The 20,693-nt window shown below is 69.6% G+C and carries 15 protein-coding genes and 1 pseudogene; 8 read left to right on the forward strand and 8 right to left on the reverse strand.

What is annotated here, in order from left to right:
- Window positions 1-7 precede the first annotated feature (7 nt).
- From D6270_RS17340 to D6270_RS17370, 7 genes and pseudogenes are all read right to left on the reverse strand, one after another.
- A complete protein-coding gene (locus D6270_RS17340; RefSeq protein WP_109164595.1) occupies window positions 8-1,120 on the reverse strand; it encodes a toll/interleukin-1 receptor domain-containing protein in 1,113 nt (370 codons plus the stop codon).
- Window positions 1,121-1,652: 532 nt separating this feature from the next.
- Window positions 1,653-2,470 (reverse strand): annotated as a pseudogene (locus D6270_RS17345) (IS5 family transposase).
- Between the two features lie 61 nt (window positions 2,471-2,531).
- Complete coding sequence (locus D6270_RS17350; RefSeq protein WP_225976886.1) at window positions 2,532-2,993, reverse strand: NUDIX domain-containing protein; 462 nt, start codon at window positions 2,991-2,993, stop codon at window positions 2,532-2,534.
- Window positions 2,994-3,143: 150 nt separating this feature from the next.
- The gene (locus D6270_RS17355) at window positions 3,144-4,478 is read right to left on the reverse strand and encodes a VanZ family protein (protein ID WP_109164594.1); all 1,335 of its coding nucleotides are present in this window, start codon (window positions 4,476-4,478) and stop codon (window positions 3,144-3,146) included.
- Between the two features lie 71 nt (window positions 4,479-4,549).
- Entirely contained in the window at window positions 4,550-4,996 is a 447-nt protein-coding gene (locus D6270_RS17360; RefSeq protein WP_109164593.1) for a hypothetical protein, read from the reverse strand.
- An 835-nt stretch (window positions 4,997-5,831) separates the two neighbouring features.
- On the reverse strand, window positions 5,832-6,728 hold the full coding sequence (locus D6270_RS17365) for a bifunctional DNA primase/polymerase (RefSeq protein ID WP_109164592.1): 897 nt from the start codon (window positions 6,726-6,728) through the stop codon (window positions 5,832-5,834).
- 229 nt (window positions 6,729-6,957) lie between these two features.
- Window positions 6,958-7,737 carry a hypothetical protein gene (locus D6270_RS17370; RefSeq protein WP_109164591.1) on the reverse strand — a complete coding sequence of 260 codons (780 nt, stop codon included), beginning with the start codon at window positions 7,735-7,737 and terminating at the stop codon, window positions 6,958-6,960.
- A gap of 369 nt (window positions 7,738-8,106) precedes the next feature.
- Between D6270_RS17370 and D6270_RS17375 the strand changes: the two genes are divergently transcribed.
- The 8 genes from D6270_RS17375 (at window position 8,107) to D6270_RS17410 (ending at window position 16,148) form a co-directional block, all read left to right on the forward strand.
- On the forward strand, window positions 8,107-8,421 hold the full coding sequence (locus tag D6270_RS17375) for a hypothetical protein (RefSeq protein WP_109164590.1): 315 nt from the start codon (window positions 8,107-8,109) through the stop codon (window positions 8,419-8,421).
- Between the two features lie 289 nt (window positions 8,422-8,710).
- Window positions 8,711-9,940 carry an acyl-CoA dehydrogenase family protein gene (locus D6270_RS17380; RefSeq protein ID WP_109164589.1) on the forward strand — a complete coding sequence of 410 codons (1,230 nt, stop codon included), beginning with the start codon at window positions 8,711-8,713 and terminating at the stop codon, window positions 9,938-9,940.
- Window positions 9,937-10,902: a bifunctional MaoC family dehydratase N-terminal/OB-fold nucleic acid binding domain-containing protein gene (locus D6270_RS17385; protein ID WP_109164588.1), complete on the forward strand. Its 966-nt coding sequence runs from the start codon at window positions 9,937-9,939 to the stop codon at window positions 10,900-10,902. Before D6270_RS17380 ends, D6270_RS17385 begins: the two co-directional genes overlap by 4 nt.
- A 1-nt stretch (window position 10,903) precedes the next feature.
- Window positions 10,904-11,953 carry an acyl-CoA dehydrogenase family protein gene (locus D6270_RS17390; RefSeq protein ID WP_109164587.1) on the forward strand — a complete coding sequence of 350 codons (1,050 nt, stop codon included), beginning with the start codon at window positions 10,904-10,906 and terminating at the stop codon, window positions 11,951-11,953.
- Window positions 11,950-12,450, forward strand: a complete 501-nt coding sequence (locus D6270_RS17395) for a MaoC/PaaZ C-terminal domain-containing protein (RefSeq protein WP_109164586.1) — start codon at window positions 11,950-11,952, stop codon at window positions 12,448-12,450. Before D6270_RS17390 ends, D6270_RS17395 begins: the two co-directional genes overlap by 4 nt.
- Complete coding sequence (locus D6270_RS17400) at window positions 12,447-13,613, forward strand: lipid-transfer protein (protein ID WP_109164585.1); 1,167 nt, start codon at window positions 12,447-12,449, stop codon at window positions 13,611-13,613. Before D6270_RS17395 ends, D6270_RS17400 begins: the two co-directional genes overlap by 4 nt.
- A gap of 159 nt (window positions 13,614-13,772) precedes the next feature.
- Window positions 13,773-14,339 carry a SigE family RNA polymerase sigma factor gene (locus D6270_RS17405; RefSeq protein ID WP_109164584.1) on the forward strand — a complete coding sequence of 189 codons (567 nt, stop codon included), beginning with the start codon at window positions 13,773-13,775 and terminating at the stop codon, window positions 14,337-14,339.
- 156 nt (window positions 14,340-14,495) lie between these two features.
- Window positions 14,496-16,148, forward strand: coding sequence for a long-chain fatty acid--CoA ligase (locus tag D6270_RS17410; RefSeq protein WP_109164583.1), 1,653 nt, complete (start codon window positions 14,496-14,498; stop codon window positions 16,146-16,148).
- 97 nt (window positions 16,149-16,245) lie between these two features.
- On the opposite strand, the gene D6270_RS33670 is transcribed toward D6270_RS17410, so the two are convergent.
- Window positions 16,246-20,505, reverse strand: a complete 4,260-nt coding sequence (locus D6270_RS33670; RefSeq protein WP_109164582.1) for a PAS domain-containing protein — start codon at window positions 20,503-20,505, stop codon at window positions 16,246-16,248.
- Window positions 20,506-20,693: the final 188 nt, after the last annotated feature.

Genomic DNA, 20,693 nt, shown 5'->3' on the forward strand with positions numbered 1-20,693 from the left:
GTGGCACCTAGAAGTTGTCGTTTTCATCAATAAGGCGCTCCCATTCATCAAGAATCGCCTGCCCATCCATCACCTGTCGAACGGCGGATTCCATTTTAACGGCCAATGGTCTCATCGCTTTGCTCAGCCCTTTCAGGGCGCCAACGGTCTCAGCGAATTCTGTAAACACTGGAATGTTGGTGCGGGAGGCTAATACGGCACCTCTTACGCTAGAGAAGAATTCTTCGATAGTGCCTCGGTCTTCATCTGTGAGTACTTGTCGGGGGGTTTCGCGTATCAGCGTGAGGATGCCCGGATCAACATTTACGAGTTCGGCGGAGTAAAGGTTACCTAGCTCATAAAAGCGATCCACTGAGTCAGTGATACGTGCGGCAAGTTGATGGCTCACGCGCAACCGGCCGGCGAAGCCTCCTCCCCGAGCGTCAGATCGCTGCATCTCTGCTGCGGAAATTCCTGTTTCCGTGGCGATTACTTCCATAACGGAAGCGAATTCTTCTACCACGCCAGTCCAGCGAGGGAAAGCGGCTTCCATCTCCGCCATCGTCTCAAGCAGGGCAGATTCTTCGCCTGTCGGAGACTCGATAACGCGCTCATTCTCAGAGGCTACTTGAACTGAACGTTCAAGGATACCTACAAGGCGTTCGGCGAGATTTTCCACTGCCTTCCTATGTGCGGGCGAGTCTTCATCCTCTGTCCTGAGCGTCGTCCAGTCGACGTACTGGCGATTGGCAATCAGAGACATAACCTCATCAGGGCTATCGTCTGAAAGTCCTGGAACCTTTATGTAGAGGATGGGGAGGAGTAGTTCCTCCAGGCCTAGGCTCTTGGCGTGGCCAGAGAACGTCAACACCTCTCGGCGACATTCTGGGCTTTTAAAGAAGGCGGGCGTCACAATTGGAATGCAGAAAGTTGTGCCGGTAAGGGCAGCGTCGATTCTCGCCCGCCATTCGGCCCCCCATTCCAAGTCATTTTTATCTACGAAGATTCGTAGGACTTCGGCCGTGATCGTTTCATACTCGCCAGAGATCAAATCGGCAAGTTTTCTGATTCGCCCTCTATTGAGCTCGTCGTCCCTGTGTGTGTAACTCCAGAAGCCGACCACTCGTTCGTAGCTACTCATAGCTTGAATCTAGCAGGAGATGTGAAGGGAAAGTGCAGAATGAGGCTTTCTCTGATTGCGATCGCCTTTTTGTTTCGTAAGCGGTACGGCTGACCGCTTCGTGTGATATAAGCCGAAGCGGCCACTCGCCCCGGCTTCCATCCCGTCCGCCTTCGACCCACACTCCGTGGAGCGGTCGTGGTTCAGGGCGTCAAGGTGGAGCGCGCCACTGTACGAACGACCTTGACGCCCTGGGCCGCGACTGCTCGGCTCTGCCTGGGTCGAAGGTGGTCGGGATGGGAGCCCCACGACGCTCGCCCCGCTCCGGCCGGCACTCGCGAACGGCGCCCCGTCCCATCCCGGAGTCTGAGCGCCCCCGCCGGAGGCATTTTTCTTGAAGCCGCGCGGATAACTCTCGCTTCCGCCCGCCGCACGTAGCGCGCCGCCGGGCGCGGCCAGCCGGGGCGCAGACAGGAGGCAGGCCGCGCCGCAGAGGCGGCGCGCGCCCGCGCCGTGCGCGGGCCTTGATGAAGTAGAGAAAGTCTTAGAGGTCCTAACAAAGGCGTTGGACGTGTCGGTGAGTGATGAGGCAGGTGGCGAGGCCGAGGAAGGCTTCGTGGATGTCGTCGCGTCGTTCCCATCGGACACGGAGACGCCGGAATCCGTGCAGCCAGGCGATGGTCCGCTCGACGACCCATCGGTGGACGCCGAGGCCGGAGCCGTGCGGGACACCGCGTCGGGCGATGACCGGTCTGATGCCCTGAGCCCAGACGAGGCGGCGGTATTTGTCGTGGTCGTAGCCCCGGTCGGCCAGCAGCATGTCCGGTCGCCGCCGTGGCCGGCCGACCAGGCCGGCCACGGACGGGACCTTGGCGAGCAGGGGCATCAGCTGAGTGACGTCGTTGCGGTTTCCGCCGGTCAAAGACACCGCGAGCGGGATGCCCTGTCCATCGACGAGAACGTGGTGCTTGCTGCCCGGCCGTGCGCGGTCGACCGGGCTCGGTCCGCTTTTGGGCCGCGTCGGGCGGCCCGGACATGGCTGGAGTCGATCACCGCCCGCGACCAGTCCAACTGCTTCGCCGAGCGCAGCTTCTTGAGCAGGACCACGTGCAGCCGGTCCCACACGCCGGCATCGTTCCAGGCGGCGAGCCGTCGCCAGCACGTCATGCCCGAGCCGAAGCCGAGCTCCTGGGGCAGGTACTCCCACTGGATCCCGGTGTGGAGCACGAACAGGATCCCGCACAGAGCCTGCCGGTCGGGTACCCGCGGCCGCCCCGCCACCAGCTTCGGCGCCGGGACCGGCAGCAACGGCTCGACCAGCGACCACAGTTCGTCCGACACGATCCACGGCCGGGAGTTCCTCTTCGCCACGAACGGACCAACGAGCAGCCAGGCCGACAGTCACATGATCAACAACTTCTGTTAGGACCTCTTATCCCGCTGTGATGAGCTGCTTGCCGTCGTGGCTCCGCACATGAGGGCCGTTGCCGTCCAGGGCGTCCAGGAGACGGACCGCGTAGACCTCGGCCATGCGCTCGCTGACCTCGTCGGGTGTGAGCCAGGAGACGGCTGTCGACTCGCTTGATGTGCGCTCGGTGCCGCCGGAGGGCTTGCAGCGGAAGACCAGGGCGACGATGCCTCGGGTCGTGTTCTTGTAGACGCCGGTGAGCTGGTCCACCTCGACGTGCATGCCTGTCTCTTCCCAGACCTCGCGGGCGACGCCGGCTTCCGGTGTCTCGTTGAGCTCGAGGATGCCGCCGGGGAGCTCCCTGGTGCCGTTGTCGGCTCGCCCGTCGACGACGGTCCATGCGCGCCGGCCGTCGGCGAGAAGATGGTCAGCGCGACCGCCCCGCTCTTCCCTGACGCCCAGAGTTGGGAGGGCTTTCTCGTCCACGTGTCTCATCCCGCAGAGCCCAGGGTCAACGTTGCCTAAGACAAACCTGGTTCAGTCTTAATAGTGCGCAGGTGGAGTCCCCGGCTGATGCCGCAGGTCAGCCGGGGCGGCCAATGGGGCTGGGGCGGAGGACTTCGGATAAATTCCTGGTCAGTTAGGTGTGGTGGGTAGGCCTTGAGTGGGAGAGGCCCTCTCGTCTACTTTTCCTGTTTCGGCATCAACGTAGACGGGGTAGACGTCGGCGCCAGCAGAGACCGGGATGGTCCATTGGGCCCGCCATTCGCCTTCGCGTCGGATGGCCAGCAAGTTTCCTGCCCCTGTTTTCGCTCCACCAGCGAACTCGGAGGCGGCGGCCGCGGCCTGTTTCTCGCTCACCCGGCGTGGGGGAAGCGAGACCGGGTCCTCTGTGTGGCGGGTCAGAAGCGCAGAGACACGGCCAGCCCGGTTGATCTGTACATCTAGACGCATAGGCATGAGCACCCCGTCGATACGGCTTCGCCAGCTGACCATCCAGCCGAACTCCGCATCATCTCCGACCGGGAAAGATTTCGCGTATGAGTCCTTAAGGCCCCAAGGAAATCTTTCTTTCGCATACTTCGTTGCGATTAGGAGTGCTTCTTCGGCTGTTTCGGGTGCGACTCCGACACCTGTCACAGGAAAACTGCCGGGACCCGGCTTGCTAGAGTTTTCCAAGCTGACCGTCAACTGTTCCTTGTCGGGCCAGCTCAGTTCGGCGAACCCTGTCTGGGTGGTGATCAGCAGTAGGTCCGGGGCACCGTTCTGGCCGGACTGGAGCTGCACGTTCGCGATCTCGAAGTGGTCGTCGAAGGCCTCGGCAAGGACCTGCTTTGCCTGGGATCTTTTGTCGCCTCCTGCGATCTGCAAGCTCGTGGAGTCCACCGCCAAGGGCGTGATCCACACTTTCCACACCACAGCACAGGCGACAAAGCAAGTAGCGAAAATTACGGCAGTGGGCTTCGTTGCGGTGCGTAGAGGGAAAAGTTCACCACTCGTCGCTCGGACAACAGCCCAACCGGCAAGGGACCCGACCCCCGCGCCCAACGTATTCGTGAGCACATCTCCGCTGTCACAGCTTCGCCCTACCCATGGGGCCAGTGCCTGAGTGAGCTCGGTCGCCACCGACAGCAGTGTCCCACCCAGGAAGACGGGAAAGACTCGCCGGACAGCAAGAACCCCAAAGAGCCCGATCGGTAGGAACATCGCCACATTCAGCAGGCCCTGTTCAGTTGCGAAAGGTTCACTGAAATTCCGATTGAGCACACACTGGCCCGACACGTGCCCCGGGGACGGAAAAAATACGGTAACACTCAACTCTGCCACCAGGGCAGCAGAAAGCCCAGCATGTGACCATGGGCGACTCAAGAACCTCTTCGCCGCAAAATAGCCGATGCAGGTCGCAATAGTCACCGCGGTCAATGCGATGAGAACGAACTCACCGCGACCATTGAAAACAGCTTGCAGCATGGTGGCGCAACACCTTCGAACGGGAGCGCCCCGCCTCGCGTGAGCTGCGGGGCGGGGCAGTGGGCAAAAACTCAGCAGGTGCCAGAAGGTGTCTGGAACGTCCCCTGCCCGGTCACCGAAAGCATCCCGATGGTGGAGTAGCAGTCCGACGCCCAGTTGCGATCCCATGAGGCACTCTTGGTCGTGCCCGATGCCTGGCTGAACGTCGAGCCCCACGTGGTGGTGCCGGCGTAGTTGAAGCCCAGCTTCGCCGAGATCGTCCCACCGCTCGACTTCTCGTACCAGGTTCTGACGTTGACCGGACCGGAGCCCTGCGTCTTATCGTGGAACAGGCGTCCACTGGACAGCGTCGTGCATACCCGGCCATAACCGATCTGGCCGCTACTCGGACATGATTCCTGGATTGACACGTCGCCGCTCGGAGCCGACGTTGATGCTTGAGCAACGCCACCTCCCGCTATTGCCGCCAACGTCAGACCAGTCACTGCTGCACTGCGGATTACCTTATGAGCGAACATATTGAAACCTTTCCAGGATAGCGGAATTAATTTCGCGGGCAACAGGAAAGGGTTGGTGTATGCGTCATGCTTAACATTTGGTGCGAAGCCCCCCTGTGGCGGTTGATTGCAACCGGTGATCGATAAGCTACGTGGCGCTATTTAGAGAATCAAGCGCATATCGAGCCATGACTTGAATGGCTACGGTTGATCGGTAGCTATACGCCCAAGCCGGGCGCGTCTTGGCTGGAAGTGCATATGCCGGAAGCTACGTGCGGCGGCATGCTCCACGTCCAACGTTAGCGCCGACCTGAAGGCGAAGCGCCGGCACCGAGGCAGCGAGGAGAGTCCTGACAGGGAAAGGCTCTCTGCACCACGGCGTGCAAGAGCACCCACTGCCTGATGCGGCACTAACCTCCGTCCACTTGGCTGTCCGGACACCATGGGGTGGCTACAAGCCGGTAGACAGCGACTTCGTCTCGCGGGGTGTCAATGTGATGATGCCGGTGTTTTCGATCATCGGGACAGCCGTGTCGGGGCGTTCGCTTTGACAGAGGTACGCCGAGCACGACAGGAGATCCGGTCGGATGCTGGGGCACGTAGCGGGCACGACGTCGAGAACGACGGTCCGAGCTTGGAGCGTGCAAGCCCCTGACCTGCGACGGAGAACAGAAGCCGCTCGACCCCCGAAAGGTCTTGAAAACCGTCGTGGTAGCGATGTCACCGTGGGTTCAAATCCCACACCCACCGCCAGGTGAGAGAAGTGGAAATAGCAGGTCAGAGGGCGGGCTCCGGATTCCGGGGTCCGCCCTCCGCTTTCGTCGCCCCGTCGGTCGGTGACCGAGAAGCAGGGGGCTCAGTCGCCTCGCCCCCGTGTCAGCCGTTCCGCCGAGGCGATCGCCGAGCGGGCCTCCTGTTCCGTGAGGCCCGTGCGGATCGCTGCGGTGGTGAGGGCGTCGGCCAGGGCGTCGCCGAAGCCGTGTTCGTAGGCGCGGCAGGCGGCCCAGAACAGGCGGGTGTTGCGCTGGCCCTCGTGGGCCGCCAGGACGAACTGGATCAGCCCCTCGCCCCGGCGGCCCGGAGCCTCCGGGGTGGTGGCGCTGCCGGTGGCCGGGCCGGTCGGGCGTCGTGGGGGTGGGGTGAGGAGGCGCAGAAGGGGGCGGGGGCAGGGGGCCGGGGTGAGGTGGGCGGTGCCGGGGGCCAGGCGGTAGCGGCCGTGGGTGGTGACCGAGCCGGGGCCGACCAGGTAGCCGCCGGCGCCTCGGACGTCGATGCCGGGGGCGAGGCGGCCGGCCGAGTTGGGGACCGTGGTGTCGGCGGGGCCCGTGAGCCAGAGGTGGCGGCCGCCGCTCGGGGTGAGCACGGTGACCGTCGGCGGGATCGTGAACAGGTGCTGGAGCGCCAACTGCTGGAGGGCCCCCACCGAGTCGTTGCCGTGCGCGGTGTCGATGTCCAGGTCGATGCCGATGAGCCGGTGCGGGGTGCGGCCGCAGGCGATGCCGTAGCCGGTGGCCCGGGGCGCGGCGGCGAAGAGGGCGCGGACGGCCGCGGGGTCCGTGGTGGCGTCGTGCACCCCGTGGCCGGGCAGCCCGCACTCGCCCCGGCAGTGGACCGGCGGGCGCTCGCCGTGGTGGGGGGAGCGCAGCGCGGGGAGCTTGGTGGCGGACAGGGGGAAGACGGGGAGTCCGCGCTCGGCGGCGGAGAGGGCGTGGGCGAGGGCCAGGGTGGTGGTCTGCCGGTCGATGGTGGCCATGGTTCTAGTTTCGTACACGCGTTCGAATAAGGGAAGTGGGGAGGGGAGGAGGAAGGCGGGGAGGTAGGAGGGGGTATGGCTGAGCGCGCTGCTCGGCAGGCCTGATCGGCCGAGCAGCGCGCTCAGGGTTGTTCGGTGCTCGCCGCGTGGAGTTTCTGCCTCGTGGCGTCTGTCGCGGAGAGCGTTTGTGTCGCGGCGCCTGTCGCAGAAAGGTGCCTGTCCGTCTCGCCTATCGCACGGCGACGTGGTCCCCGGGTGACGACGTCGCTCCGGAGGTGGTGTTCCCGTAGTACGTCCACCGCCACGTACCGGACCCGGTGGCCTTCACCGTGGTCTTGAGCGCCCCCGTCTTGCCCGACTTCACCTTCTTGACCGTGCTGTACGAGGAGGAGCCCGCCGCCTTGAACTGGAGGCTCACCGTCCGGCCGGCGTAGCCCTGGTACGTGTGGGTGTCCCAGTTCGCCCGGGTGACCCGGCCGGTCACGGTGATGGTCTTGCCCTGTCTGACCGGCTCCGGCGAGGCGTTGACGGTGACGCGTGTGGCCCGCTTGACCTGCAACGGCAGCTTCTGGTCATCGGTGTCCTGGGCGCCGCCGGGGAGGTAGAGGCGCGCGGCGGTCTTCCAGGTGCCGGCGGCCTTGTTCCCGAAATCGACGTGCCGGGGGTCGATGTGCAGCCAGTTCTCGTAGTCGCAGATGCCCTTCGCCTTGTTCACGACCTTGCAGTCACTGCTGATGATGGAAGTCCACAGCTCGCCCCCGGAGTCGAGTTTGCCCCGGTAGGGGAACACCGTCGGCGCGGAGTTGTGCTTCAGCTTGGTCGTCATCCGGAAGGTCGAGTACACCTCGACCTCCTCCTTGACCCCGATCACGATCGGCTTTCCGCCGTTCATCGTGACCCGGGAGAAGGAGACCCCGCCCTCCGCCGCCCCGGCCGGCACCGCGGCCAGCCCCGTCAGCACGACCGCCGCTCCACCGGCCACCGCCGCTCTCCACATCGTCTTCCCCATCCCCTGGAACCCCGCCCTCTCCCCTTCGGAGGCTGATCCTCACTGCTGACTGTGGGACCGGGGAGGGCGGTACGCAGTTGTATGCGGCGGTGCAACGATTCGATCACCTCGGCATCGTCCTGCCGTCATCGTCCTGGTCCGGCCTCCATGAGGGCCCGATGACGGCATTTACCAGCCCATAGAAGGTTTATCGCCTCTTCTTCATGCTTGCGAGGGAATCAGGAGGCATCACACGGTTCACCGGGGATGTGCTGGGCAACTCTGGTCTCGCGACGTCGTGACCAGCACCGGGGCGGTCGGCCAACTTCCCCGGGAACAGCCGTACATGGACCAACCGAGCCGTACTTCCGGTTCCCTGGAGGAATTGACATGGCAAGCATCCGTACCGCTCGTGTTCTCGCCGCAGTCGCCGCGCTGCCCCTGACCGTCGCCCTCTGCGGCGGTGTGGCCCTGGCGGACAACGGCTCCTTCGCGAACGACGGATCGAACGCGGCCGTGGCGACGATCGGCGGCAGTGGAGTCGGCGGCAACAACACGGGCAACACGTCGACGACACAGCAACAGGCCGTCGGGTCCGGTGCGTCCCACCAGAACACCTCGGCCCAGGTGAGCGGCTCGGCCTTCACCGCCATCGACCAGTCGGACCACAGCGTCGCCGTGAACTTCACCCCGTTCTTCTGGTGATGCCCCGGGGGTGCACCCGGGGGCCCCGGGGGGGAACGGGGGTTTCACCGAGAGTCCCCCGGGGGGCGTCCCCGAGGGTGATGCCTCTTCGGTGAGCAGGCGTCCGGGACCTTCCGGGGGGTGGGTTCCGGTCGTCTGAACAGCAGCCCGTGCGGCGGCACTTCGGTGCTCCGTGCGGGCTGCTGCCGTTGCTCCTGGCTGGGCTCTTGACAGGGAGAGCAAATCTGACGGACAGTCAGAAATTGTTCTGGTGATTCGGTGACGTGATTCGCCCCCTGGAGGTTCCGCCGTGCACCTCGCCCCGACGGAGCGCCAGCAGCAGCTGCGTACCGAACTGCGCGCGTACTTCGCGGCCGTGCTGCCCGAAGGCGGCGACTGGCGCGACGATCCGGGTGAGCAGCGGCGGCTGCTGCGCAGGATCGGTGCCGACGGCATGCTCGGCCTCGGCTGGCCCGTCGCGTACGGCGGCCAAGGGCGGGGAGCCGACGAGCAGTTCGTCTTCTTCGACGAGGCGTACCGGGCCGGCGCCCCCGTCTCCATGGTCACCCTCAACACCGTCGGCCCGACCCTGATGAAGTACGGCACCGAACAGCAGAAGGCGTACTTCCTGCCCCGGATCCTCAGCGGTGACCTCGTCTTCGCCATCGGTTACAGCGAACCCGAAGCCGGTACGGACCTGGCGGCCCTGCGGACCCGCGCCGTAAGGAGCGGCGAGGGAGGTGAGGACGGCGAGGGTGGCGAGGGTGGTGAGGGAGGCGAGAACGGCGGCGGCTGGGTCATCGACGGTCAGAAGGTCTTCACCAGCAACGCCCAGCAGGCCGACTGGATCTGGCTCGCCTGCCGCACCGACCCCGACGCCCCCAAGCACCGCGGCATCTCGATCATCCTCGTCCCCACCGACGATCCCGGCTTCTCCTGGACGCCCATCGAGACCGTGGGCGGGCTGACGACGACCGCCACGTACTACGACGGCGTACGCGTCCCCGCCGCGAACCTCGTCGGTGCCGAGAACGGAGGGTGGGGGCTCATCACCGACCAGCTCAACCACGAACGCGTCGCCCTCGCCGCCATCGGCATGCAGGCCGAGGACTTCTACGAAGAGGCCCTCGCCCACGCCCGTACGCCCGACCCCGCCACCGGGCGCCGCCGGATCGACGAGCCGTGGGTACGCGCCCGGCTCGCGGAGGCGTACGCCCGGCTCGCGGCGACCCGGCTGCTGAACTGGCGGCTGGTCGGGGCCGTGGGGGCGGGCGCGCTGGCCCCCGGTGAGGCGAGCGGCGTGAAGTTCGCGGGGACCGAGAGCGCCGTGGAGGTCTACCGGATGTGCCAGGATGTGGTGGGGGAGGCCGCATTCCTCCGGCGCGGATCCCCCGGCTGCTTCGGGGCGGGCGGTGACAGGGGTGAGCTGGAGCGGATGAACCGGGCCGCGCAGATCAACACCTTCGGCGGCGGCGTCAGCGAAGTGCAGCGCGAGATCGTCGCGACCATGCGCCTCGGGATGACGCGGGGCAAGCGATGAGCGGCCCGGAGGGCGCCCAGGAGGTACGGGCCGGCGCCCCGGACCCCCTCCACGACCGGCTCACCTCCTACGCCGGCCGCCCCGCCGCCACCGCGGGCACCGGCAAGGACCCCGTCAACGCGCCCATGATCCGCCACTGGTGCGAGGCCATGGGTGACACCTCCCCCGCCTATCAGGGCCCCGACGCCGTCGCCCCGCCCACCATGCTCCAGGCCTGGACCATGGGCGGACTGACCGGGCACCCCCACCGCACCGGCCGCTCAGCGGCGTACGACGAACTCCTCGGGCTCCTCGACGGCGCCGGGTACACCGCCGTCGTCGCCACCGACTGCGAGCAGGAGTACCTGCGGCCGCTCCGCCCCGGCGACCTGATCACCTTCGACGCCGTCATCGAATCCGTCTCCCGCCGCAAGACCACCAAGCTCGGCACCGGGTACTTCGTCACCACCCGCATGGACGTCCGTGCCGACGGCGAACCTGCCGGGACGCACCGCTTCCGCATCCTCAAGTACCGGCCCGGCAGACGCCCCACCCAGCGGAAAGCACCCCTCCGCCCCCGCCCCGTCATCAACCGCGACAACGCCGGATTCTGGGCCGGGGTCGCCGAGCACCGCCTCCTCATCCAGCGCTGCTCGGACTGCGCCACCCTCCGCTTCCCCTGGCTCCCCGGCTGCAACGCCTGCGCCGGCCAGGAGTGGGACACGGTCGAGGCGAGTGGCGAGGGCACGGTGTTCAGCCATGTCGTGATGCACCACCCGTCCTTCCCGGCCTTCGACCCGTCGGGCGAGGGCGGCCCGTACGCCGTCGCGCTCATCGAACTCGCCGAGGGCGTCCGCATCGTCGGCAACGTGGTCGGGGTGCCGTACGACAAGGTCCGCGTCGGCCTGCCCGTACGGCTGGAGTTCCTCCGTACGGACCCCGATCTGGAACTCCCGGTCTTCCGGGCGGGCGAGGGCGGTTGAGATGGACTTCACCCCGAGCGAGGAGCAGGCGGCGGCGCGGGAGCTGGCCGCGCGGATCTTCGGCGATCTGTCGACGCACGAGCGGCTGGTGGCGGCGGGCACGGGCACGGACGCGGGGCTGTGGAAAGAGCTGTGCACGGCCGGGCTGCCCGGTGCGGTGGAGGACATCGGGCTCCTCGGCCTGGTCCTGCTCCTGGAGGAACAGGGCCGGACCACGGCCCAGGTCCCGCTGGCGGCGACCTGTGTGTACGGGCTCCTCGCGGTCGCCGGGCACGGTACGCCGGAGCAGCGGGAGCGCCTGCTGCCCGCCCTGCGCGACGGTACGGCGGTGGCGACGGGGGCCTTCCCGGCGCGGGGCGGGGTGCGGGCGGTGGACGGCGCGCTGTACGGGGTCGTGCCCTGGGTGCCATGGCTGCGGGATGCCACCCATGTGCTGGTCGCGGATAACGAGCGGGGGTCGTGGATCGTCGAGGCGAGGGCGCCCGGGGTGAGCGTCGTGCCCGTGGAGACGACCGCGCCCTGGTCGGCGGGGCGGCTCGGCCTCGACGGCGTACGGGCAGAGTCCCTCGGTGCGGGCCCGGGGGCCTACGCCTCGGTCCTCGCCGCGAGCCGGACCGCCTTCGCCGGGCTCCAGGCGGGCGTGTGCGCGGGCTCCCTCGCGCGTGCCGTGCAACACACGACCACTCGTGAGCAGTTCGGCCGCCCGCTCTCCACCAACCAGGGCGTCCTGCTCCGCGCCGCCGACGCCCATATGGACACCGAGGCCATCCGGGTCACGGCGTACGAGGCGGCCTGGCGGTACGACCGGCAACTGGGCCACGAGGCGCAGGCGTTGACGGCCGCCTGGTGGGCCTCGGAAGGGGGCCGGCGGGTCGTGCACACGGGCCAGCACCTGCACGGCGGCACCGGGGCCGACCTCGACCACCCGGTCCACCGGCACTTCCTCTGGGGCCGCCAACTGGACGCGTACCTCGGCTGCGGCGCCGAACTCCTGCAGGAGCTGGGGCTGTTGCTCGCGGGCGGCGACCGTACGAGGGAAGGCGCGTCGTGAACGAGACGTACCGCATCGGTGACGTACTGCCGCCCCTGGAGATCCCCGTCACCCGCACCCTGATCGTCGCGGGCGCCATCGCCTCCCGCGACTACCAGGACGTGCACCACGACGCCGAACTGGCCCGCGAGAAGGGCTCCCCCGACATCTTCATGAACATCCTCACCACCAACGGGCTGGTCGGCCGCTACATCACCGACCACTTCGGACCCACCGCCGTCCTCCGGAAGGTGGCCATACGGCTCGGAGCGCCCAACTATCCGGGTGACGCACTCCGGCTGACCGGCCACATCGTCGCCCTGGAAAACGTGCCTCCGAGAAACGTGCCTCTGGAAAACCCGGCCCTGGAAGGCGGAAACCATGCCCTCACAGAAGGACGCGTCCTTATAGAAGAACGCGTCCTTATAGAGGTCGCGATCGTCGGCGACAACCGTACAGGGCGTCACGTCACCGGAAAGGTCACCGTGGCGATCACCGGGGAGGTGGGCGGGGTATGAGCATCCGCAGACCTGACACCCTCGGCGGAAAAGCGGCCATCGTCGGCATCGGCGCCACCGAGTTCTCCAAGGACTCCGGCCGCAGCGAACTGAAGCTCGCCGTCGAAGCCGTCGGCGCCGCCCTCGACGACGCGGGCCTCACCCCCGCCGACGTCGACGGCCTCGTCACCTTCACCATGGACACCAGCCCCGAGATCACCGTCGCCCAGGCCGCCGGGATCGGGGAGCTGTCGTTCTTCTCCCGCATCCATTACGGGGGCGGCGCGGCCTGCGCCACCGTCCAGCAGGCCGCCCTCGCGGTGGCGAGCGGGGTGGCCGACGTCGTCGTCTGTTACCGGGCGTTCAACGAGCGCTCCGGCCGCCGCTTCGGCTCCGGCGTCCAGCGCCGCGAGCCCACCGCCGAGGGCGCGGCGCTCGGCTGGAACCTGCCGTCCGGGCTGCTCACCCCCGCCTCCTGGGTGGCGATGGCGGCCCAGCGCTACCTCCACACGTACGGCCTCGACCCCGAGGTCTTCGGGCATGTGGCGGTGGTCGACCGGCGCCACGCGGCACGCAACCCCGCGGCGTACTTCCACGGGAAGCCGATCACGCTCGCCGACCACGCCGCCTCCCGCTGGATCGTGGAGCCGCTGCGGCTGCTGGACTGCTGCCAGGAGACCGACGGCGGTCAGGCGCTCGTCGTCACCAGCGCGGAGCGCGCCCGCGACCTGCCCCGGCCGCCCGCCGTGGTCGTCGCGGCGGCGCAAGGGGCGGGCCGGTCGCAGGAGCAGATGACGAGCTTCTACCGGGACGGGCTGACCGGGCTGCCGGAGACCGGCGTGGTCGCCCGGCAGCTCTGGCGCAGCTCGGGTCTTGCCCCGGCCGACATCGATGTGGGCATCCTCTACGACCACTTCACGCCCTTCGTCCTGATGCAGCTGGAGGAGTTCGGTTTCTGCGGCCCCGGGGAGGGCGGGGCGTTCGTCGCGGCGGACGCGCTGCCCCTGAACACGCATGGGGGTCAGCTGGGGGAGGCGTACCTCCATGGGATGAACGGCATCGCGGAGGCCGTCCGGCAGCTCCGCGCCACCTCGGTCAACCAAGTGGCAGGGGCGGCGAGGTGCCTGGTCACGGCCGGTACGGGGGTGCCGACGTCCGGGCTGATCCTCGGCACGGACGGCTGAGCCACCCCGGACGGATTCGGGGGCGGACCCTTACGGCGGGGCCACGGCCCGTCCACCTTCAGGAGGTGGAGGGTGAGGCGGCCCTACAACCTGAGGCGGACGGGCCTTCGGGACCTGGGGGCGATCCCCCGGGCGGGCCCCGCTCCTAGCGTTGAGTACATGACCACGCCAGTCTGCACGGGCGCCTCCAGGGCGGCCGCCGCCACCGCCGCCGGCCACCACGCGCACCCGCCGTACGCCTCGTTCTCCTCGTACGTCCGGGCCCGTGGCCCGGTCCTGCTGCGCACCGCGCGCTCGCTCACCGCGAACCCGTGCGACGCGGAGGACCTGCTGCAGACCGCGCTCGCCAAGACGTATGTCGCCTGGGAGCGGATCGAGGACCACCGGGCGCTGGACGGGTATGTGCGCCGGGCCCTGCTGAACACCCGGACCTCGCAGTGGCGCAAGCGCAAGGTCGACGAGTTCGCCTGCGAGGAGCTGCCCGAGCAGGGCGGCGTCCAGGCGCCCGACCCGGCGGAGCAGCAGTCGCTGCACGACGCGATGTGGCGCGCGGTGCTCAAGCTCCCGGACCGCCAGCGCGCGATGGTCGTCCTGCGGTACTACGAGGACCTCAGTGAGGCGCAGACGGCCGAGGTGCTGGGGGTGTCGATCGGTACGGTGAAGAGCGCCGTCTCCCGGGCCCTCGGCAAGCTCCGCGAGGACCCGGAGCTGACGCCGGTCCGCTGACCGGCACCGCTCCGCACGCTCCCCCACATGGCCCCGGACAGGTCCGCCCACGGCCCCCGGACAGGAATTTTCTCCCGCGAGTAGTGACATACCGCTTGGTATGTGCGCAGAATCAGCGCAACCTTACTGCCGCGTAGCGCCCACCGGGAGGACGCCGTGCTGAGCACCATGCAGGACGTACCGCTGACTGTCACCCGCATCCTGCACCACGGGATGACGATCCATGGGAAGTCGCAGGTCACGACCTGGACCGGCGAACCCGAGCCGCACCGACGCACCTTCGCCGAGATCGGCACCCGCGCGACCCAGCTGGCCAACGCGCTCCGCGACGAGCTGGGCGTCGACGGCGACCAGCGGATCGCCACCCTCATGTGGAACAACGCCGTCCATGTGGAGGCCTACCTGGCGATTCCCTCCATGGGGGCCGTGCTCCACACCCTCAACCTCCGGCTGCCACCGGAGCAGCTCGCCTGGATCGTCAACCACGCGGACGACAAGGTCGTCATCGCGGACGGCACGCTGCTGCCCCTCCTCGCGCCGCTCCTGCCCCACCTGCCGAGCATCGAGCACGTGGTCGTCTCGGGGCCGGGCGACCGCTCGGCGCTGGCCGGGGTCGCGCCGCGCGTGCACGAGTACGAGGAGCTGATCGCGGGCCGCCCGACCACGTACGACTGGCCGGAGCTGGACGAACGCCAGGCCGCCGCCATGTGTTACACCTCCGGCACCACCGGGGACCCCAAGGGCGTCGTCTACTCCCACCGCTCCATCTACCTGCACTCCATGCAGGTCAACATGTCCGAGTCGATGGGGCTGACCGACAAGGACACCACGCTCGTCGTGGTCCCGCAGTTCCACGTGAACGCCTGGGGCCTGCCGCACGCCACCTTCATGAGCGGCGTCAACATGCTCATGCCGGACCGCTTCCTCCAGCCCGCCCCGCTCGCCGAGATGATCGAACGCGAGCGCCCGACCCACGCCGCCGCCGTCCCCACCATCTGGCAGGGCCTCCTCGCCGAGGTCACCGCCAATCCGTGCGACCTCACCTCCATGGCCAACGTGACCATCGGCGGCGCGGCCTGTCCGCCGTCCCTGATGGAGGCGTACGACAAGCTCGGCGTCCGGCTCTGCCACGCCTGGGGCATGACGGAGACCTCGCCGCTTGGCACCATGGCCCACCCGCCCGCCGGGCTCTCCGCCGAGGAGGAGTGGCCGTACCGCATCACCCAGGGCCGCTTCCCGACCGGTGTCGAGGCGCGGCTGGTCGGTCCGGCCGGCGAGCACCTGCCGTGGGACGGCGAGTCGGCCGGTGAGCTGGAGGTACGCGGCCCCTGGATCGCCGCCGCGTACTACGGCGGGGCCGACGGCGAGCACCTGCGGCCCGAGGACAAGTTCAGCGAGGACGGCTGGCTGAAGACCGGCGACGTCGGCGTGATCAGCACCGACGGCTACCTCACCCTCACCGACCGGGCCAAGGACGTCATCAAGTCCGGCGGCGAGTGGATCTCCAGCGTGGAGCTGGAGAACGCGCTGATGGCCCACCCGGACGTCGCGGAGGCGGCCGTCGTCGCCGTACCGGACGAGAAGTGGGGCGAGCGGCCGCTCGCGACGGTCGTGCTGAAGGAGGGCACCACCGGGACCGACTACGAGGCGCTGAAGACGTTCCTCGCCGAGTCGGGCATCGCCAAGTGGCAGCTGCCGGAGCGGTGGTCGGTGATCGCCGCCGTACCGAAGACGAGCGTCGGCAAGTTCGACAAGAAGGTGATCCGGAAGCAGTACGCGGCCGGGGAGCTGGACGTCACCCAGCTCTGAGGTCTGGCCGGCGCCTGGCCGGCGGTCGCTTGTTTCACGTGAAACAGAGGCGGGGGCGGTACGGGAGTTCCCGTACCGCCCCCGCCTCTGTGCGCTGTCAGTTGGTGCCTATCTTCGCCAGCAGGTCGACGATCCGGGACTGCACCTCGTCGCTGGTGGACCGCTCCGCGAGGAAGAGAACGGTTTCCCCGGACGCCAGCCTCGGCAGCTCCGAAGGGTCCATCCCGGCCGAGGTGTAGACGACCAGCGGGGTGCGGTTGAGCTGCCCGTTGGCCCGCAGCCAGTCGATGATCCCGGCGCGCCGACGGCGTACCTGCATCAGATCCATGACCACCAGATTCGGCCGCATCCGGCCCGCCAGGTCGACGGCCTCGCTGTCCGTCGCCGCCCGGGCGACCTGCATCCCGCGCCGCTCCAGGGTCTGTGCCAGCGCTGCGGCGATCTCCTCGTGCTCCTCGATCAGGAGGACGCGGGGCGGGTGCTGCTCGCTGTCGCGGGGGGCCAGCGCCTTGAGGAGGACGGCCGGGTCGGCCCCGTACGCGGCCTCCCGGGTCGCCTGCCCCAGACCGGCCGTGACCAGCACCGGGACCTCTGCGGCGACGGCTGCCTGGCGCAGCGACTGCAACGCCGTACGTGTGATGGGCCCGGTCAGCGGATCGACGAAGAGCGCGGCGGGGAACGCGGCGATCTGGGCGTCGACCTCCTCACGGGAGTTGACGATCACCGGACGGTAGCCGCGGTCGCTGAGAGCCTGCTGCGTCGGTACGTCGGGGGCGGGCCAGACGAGCAGCCGACGCGGGTTGTCCAGCGGCTCGGGCGGCAGCTCGTCGTCGAGGGGGCGGGGCTGCGGCCGGTTGGCGACCTCGACCGCGCCGCCGGGACCGTCCAGCGGCTCCGGACCCTCGGCACCCTCGTCGGGCGCCCCTATGGCGTACGCGCGCCCCTCGGCCACCGGAGGCGCCAGCAGCTGGCCGGAGCCGGGGTTGGTGGGATCGGACCCCTGAGCCTCGGGGGACGGGGACGGGGACTGAGGCGAGGGCTGGGTCTGCTGGGGTGCCTGGGGCGGCTGACCCTGCGCGACCTGCTGTCCCTGGGCGCCCTGCTCTCCCTGCGTGCCTTGGGCGGTGGCTGTCGGGGCGGTCGGGTCCGGACCCGCGGCGGGCGGCTGGGCCGTGGGGCGCTCGCCCTCCGGCGGGGCGGCGAGCTTGCGACGCCGGCCGGCCCCGCCGAGGCTCTGCTGCTGACTCGGCGGGGTGGACGGGGCGGGCTGGTTCTGCTGCTGGGTGAGGTGCTGCGCGAACGGCACCCCCTGGCCCAGCGTCCGCACGCTGAACGCCCGCCCCTGGGTGGAGTCCGGGTTGACACCCGCCATCGGCTCCTCGGCGGGCAGCGGCTGCCGCGCGTCCGGGACGCCCGCGCCGGAGTCGGCCGGGTGCGCCGCCGGGGCGGCCGCGGTGCCGGTGGCGTGGGCGGTCTGTCCGTTGCCGCCCCAGGACCGGTCATCCGGTGCGGGGCGGGGGGCGCTCGGCGCTTCCGGCACGGCGGCGCCGCAGGGCTGCTCGTCCGGGCCGTCGAGGGGCGCGCCCTGACCCCAGTCGGCGTGCGGGGGCACGGGGTGGGCCTGCGGGGGCGTGTGACCGGCCTCCGGAGCGGTGCGCCCGTGGTGACTGTCGTCCCCGGGGGCGCCCGGAAGGTCAGGGGCGGTTCCTGACGCCTGTACGGGCGTGGGCGCGGTTCCTGGTGCCTGTACGGGCAGAGGGGCGCCGCCGGAGCCCTGTGCGGGCTCGGGCGTGCCCGGTGCCTGCACGGGAGCGGGCGCGCCCGGTGCGGCCGGTGCCCGGTCCGCGTCGGCGGGGGGCAGGGCGAAGGCGGTACGCGGACCGGCCTCGGCGGCGGTGCGCTCCTGGGCGGCCGCCAGCGCGCGACGGGCCCGGCGCCCACCGGGCTGCTGGGCCTGGGCCTGGCTGAGGGCGAGGGCCTCCTCCTGTGGCTGGGGCTGGCCGCCCTGCTCCGGGCCCGAAGCGCCGTTGCCGGACGCGAGGGCGGGGAGCGCGGGGCGGTGTTCGCCCTCCTGCCGGGCCCGTCGACCGGCGGGCGGTACGGGCTGCTGCGAGTCGGTCGGTACCCCCTGCGGCGGCACGGTCTGGCCGCGCTGGGGGCGCCCGGCGCCCTGGGCACCTTCGGCCGCGGTGACGACGGACCCCTCGGAGGGCGGGGAGGGCGCGGCGGAGGTCAGCGCGAGGGCCTGCCGCTGCGGCTGCTGCCGAGCCTGCTGGGCCTGCTGCTCAGGGGTCTGGGGCGGACCGAGCTGGGGCGGACCGCTCTCCGCCGCACCGTCCCCGGCCGTCCCGCTCCCGGCTGTTCCGTTCTCCGCGGGGCTGGGCCGTCCGCGCCGGCGCCCCGACCCCTCGCCCTGCTGGGCCGGAAGCAGCTCGGGTGTTGCCTGCTCCTCGGCCGCCGCGGGCCCACGACGGGCCCGCCGCCGCCCGGTCGGCTCGGCGACAGGGCCGTCCCCCGGACCTGCCGCGACCACACCCTCTTCGGCTCCGGCCTCGGGCGCACCGGGGCTGCCCAGGAACGCGTCGGTCGACGACCGGCGCGCCCGGCGCCGCCCGCCACTGGTGACGCCCGGCGCCCCCACGCCTTCGGGGGCGGGCGGCGGAGCCGGGGCGGGCTCCACCGGCACCTCAGGGGGCGCGATGGTGCCCGAGGCGGCGCCGATCGGGATGTCGAGGACGTACGCGCTGCCGCTCATCCCCGGCATCTCGTGCGTCTGGAGCACACCGCCGTGCGCCTGGACGATGCCGCGCACGATCGGCTCGTGCACCGGGTCCCCCCCGGCGAACGGCCCGCGCACCTCGATCCGTACGACGTCCCCGCGCTGGGCGGCGGCCACGACGACGGTGGAGTCGACGTATCCACCGCCCGGGACGGCCCGGGTCTTGCCGGTCGAGTCGACGCCGCAGACGTCCGCGACGAGATGGGCGAGGGCGGTCGCGAGCCGGACCGCGTCGACCTCGGCCTCGATCGGCGGGGCGTGCACGGCGAACTGGGCGCGCCCGGGCCCGATCAGTTCGACCGCGCCGTCGATCCCGCCCGTCACGATCCCGTCGATCATCGCGGGGGCCTTGTGCAGCCCCTCCACACCCGCGTCGAGGCGCTGGTAGCTCAGCACGCTGTCGACGAGGGTGGTCATCCGGGCGTACCCGGCGGCGAGGTGGTGCAGGATCTGGTTGGCCTCGGGCCACAGCTGCCCGGCCGGGTCGGCGGCGAGCATGGACAGCTCACCGCGCAGCTCCTCCAGGGGCCCGCGCAGCGAACCGCCGAGGACGGCGGTGAGCTGGGAGTGCTGGGCGCCCACGGAGGCGAGCAGCTCGGCCTGCGCCTCGGCCTCGGCGGCGTACCGCTCGGTCCGGTCGGCCAGCTCGGCGGCGTGGGCCTCCTTGAGCGCCTCCAGCTCGGCCGCGTGCGCCTCCTTCAGCGCGGTGACCTCGTCGGAGTGGCTGGTCGTCAGCTCGGCGACGACGTTCTTGTGCTGGGTGGACAGCTCCTCGTACGGGCGACGGTCGGTGAACGTCATCACCGCACCGACGAGCTGGTCCCCGTCCCGTACCGGCGCGGTGGTCAGATCCACCGGCACCTGAGCACCGCTCTTGGACCAGAGCACCTGCCCGCGCACGCGGTGCTTGCGCCCGGACTTGAGGGTGTCGGCCAGCGGCGACTCCTCGTACGGGAACGGCTCGCCCTCCGCCCGCGAGTGCAGGATCAGCGGGTGCAGCTCCTGGCCGCCGAGGTCACTGGCCCGGAAGCCGAGGATCTGGGCGGCGGCGGGGTTGACCAGGACGACGCGCCCGTCCGTGTCGGTGCCCACGACACCCTCGGAGGCGGCGCGCAGGATCATCTCGGTCTGGCGCTGCGAACGGGCCAGCTCGGCCTCGGTGTCGACGGTGCCGGAGAGGTCCCGTACGACGAGCATGAGCAGCTCGTCACCGGTGTAGCTGGAGTGGATGTCCTTGTACGCGGCCTGACCGCTGTCCAGGCTGGCGCTGGTGACCTCGACGGGGTACTCGTGCCGGTCGGTGCGGCGCGCGACCATGCGCGTCGGCTTGGTCCTGCCCTGCTCGTCCGCAGCCTCGGGCCGGCGCATCGATCCCGGGATCAGCTTGGAGTCGAACTCCGGCAGCAGATCCAGCAGTCCACGACCGACGAGCGCGGTCCCCGGGGTCTCGAACATCTCGAGGGCGATGGCGTTGGCGTTGACGACCGTGCCGTTGCAATTGACGAGCAGAAGCCCGTCCGGAAGGGCATCGAGTATGGCTGCGAGGCGAGCAGTGCCTCGGGATGGCCTGCTGCTCACGACGACGCTTCCTCCCTGATTACCGCACCTTGCCGACAGCGGGCCCCATCTTGCCCCTCGGGCCGCAGACTGTCACGGAAGGAGTCTAAGGCCAGGGGAGGGCTCGGGGGCGGCGGATGAGGGGGAGCTCTCACCAAGGTTCTGTGCACGGCGTGTACGCCACCGGCCTATGACGTGAGCGTCCGCGC

Origin of the sequence: Streptomyces griseus subsp. griseus, from assembly GCF_003610995.1 — a bacterium.
GTDB lineage: Bacteria > Actinomycetota > Actinomycetes > Streptomycetales > Streptomycetaceae > Streptomyces.

Excerpts from the sequence above, each read along its gene's own strand:
- D6270_RS17390 (WP_109164587.1), top strand. The coding sequence starts at position 10,904 with ATGGACTTCACCCCGAGCGAGGAGCAGGCGGCGGCGCGGGAGCTGGCC.
- D6270_RS17370 (WP_109164591.1), bottom strand. The coding sequence starts at position 7,737 with ATGGGGAAGACGATGTGGAGAGCGGCGGTGGCCGGTGGAGCGGCGGTC.
- D6270_RS17375 (WP_109164590.1), top strand. The coding sequence starts at position 8,107 with ATGGCAAGCATCCGTACCGCTCGTGTTCTCGCCGCAGTCGCCGCGCTG.
- D6270_RS17340 (WP_109164595.1), bottom strand. The coding sequence starts at position 1,120 with ATGAGTAGCTACGAACGAGTGGTCGGCTTCTGGAGTTACACACACAGG.
- D6270_RS17360 (WP_109164593.1), bottom strand. The coding sequence starts at position 4,996 with ATGTTCGCTCATAAGGTAATCCGCAGTGCAGCAGTGACTGGTCTGACG.
- D6270_RS17365 (WP_109164592.1), bottom strand. The coding sequence starts at position 6,728 with ATGGCCACCATCGACCGGCAGACCACCACCCTGGCCCTCGCCCACGCC.
- D6270_RS17355 (WP_109164594.1), bottom strand. The coding sequence starts at position 4,478 with ATGCTGCAAGCTGTTTTCAATGGTCGCGGTGAGTTCGTTCTCATCGCA.
- D6270_RS17405 (WP_109164584.1), top strand. The coding sequence starts at position 13,773 with ATGACCACGCCAGTCTGCACGGGCGCCTCCAGGGCGGCCGCCGCCACC.
- D6270_RS17385 (WP_109164588.1), top strand. The coding sequence starts at position 9,937 with ATGAGCGGCCCGGAGGGCGCCCAGGAGGTACGGGCCGGCGCCCCGGAC.
- D6270_RS17400 (WP_109164585.1), top strand. The coding sequence starts at position 12,447 with ATGAGCATCCGCAGACCTGACACCCTCGGCGGAAAAGCGGCCATCGTC.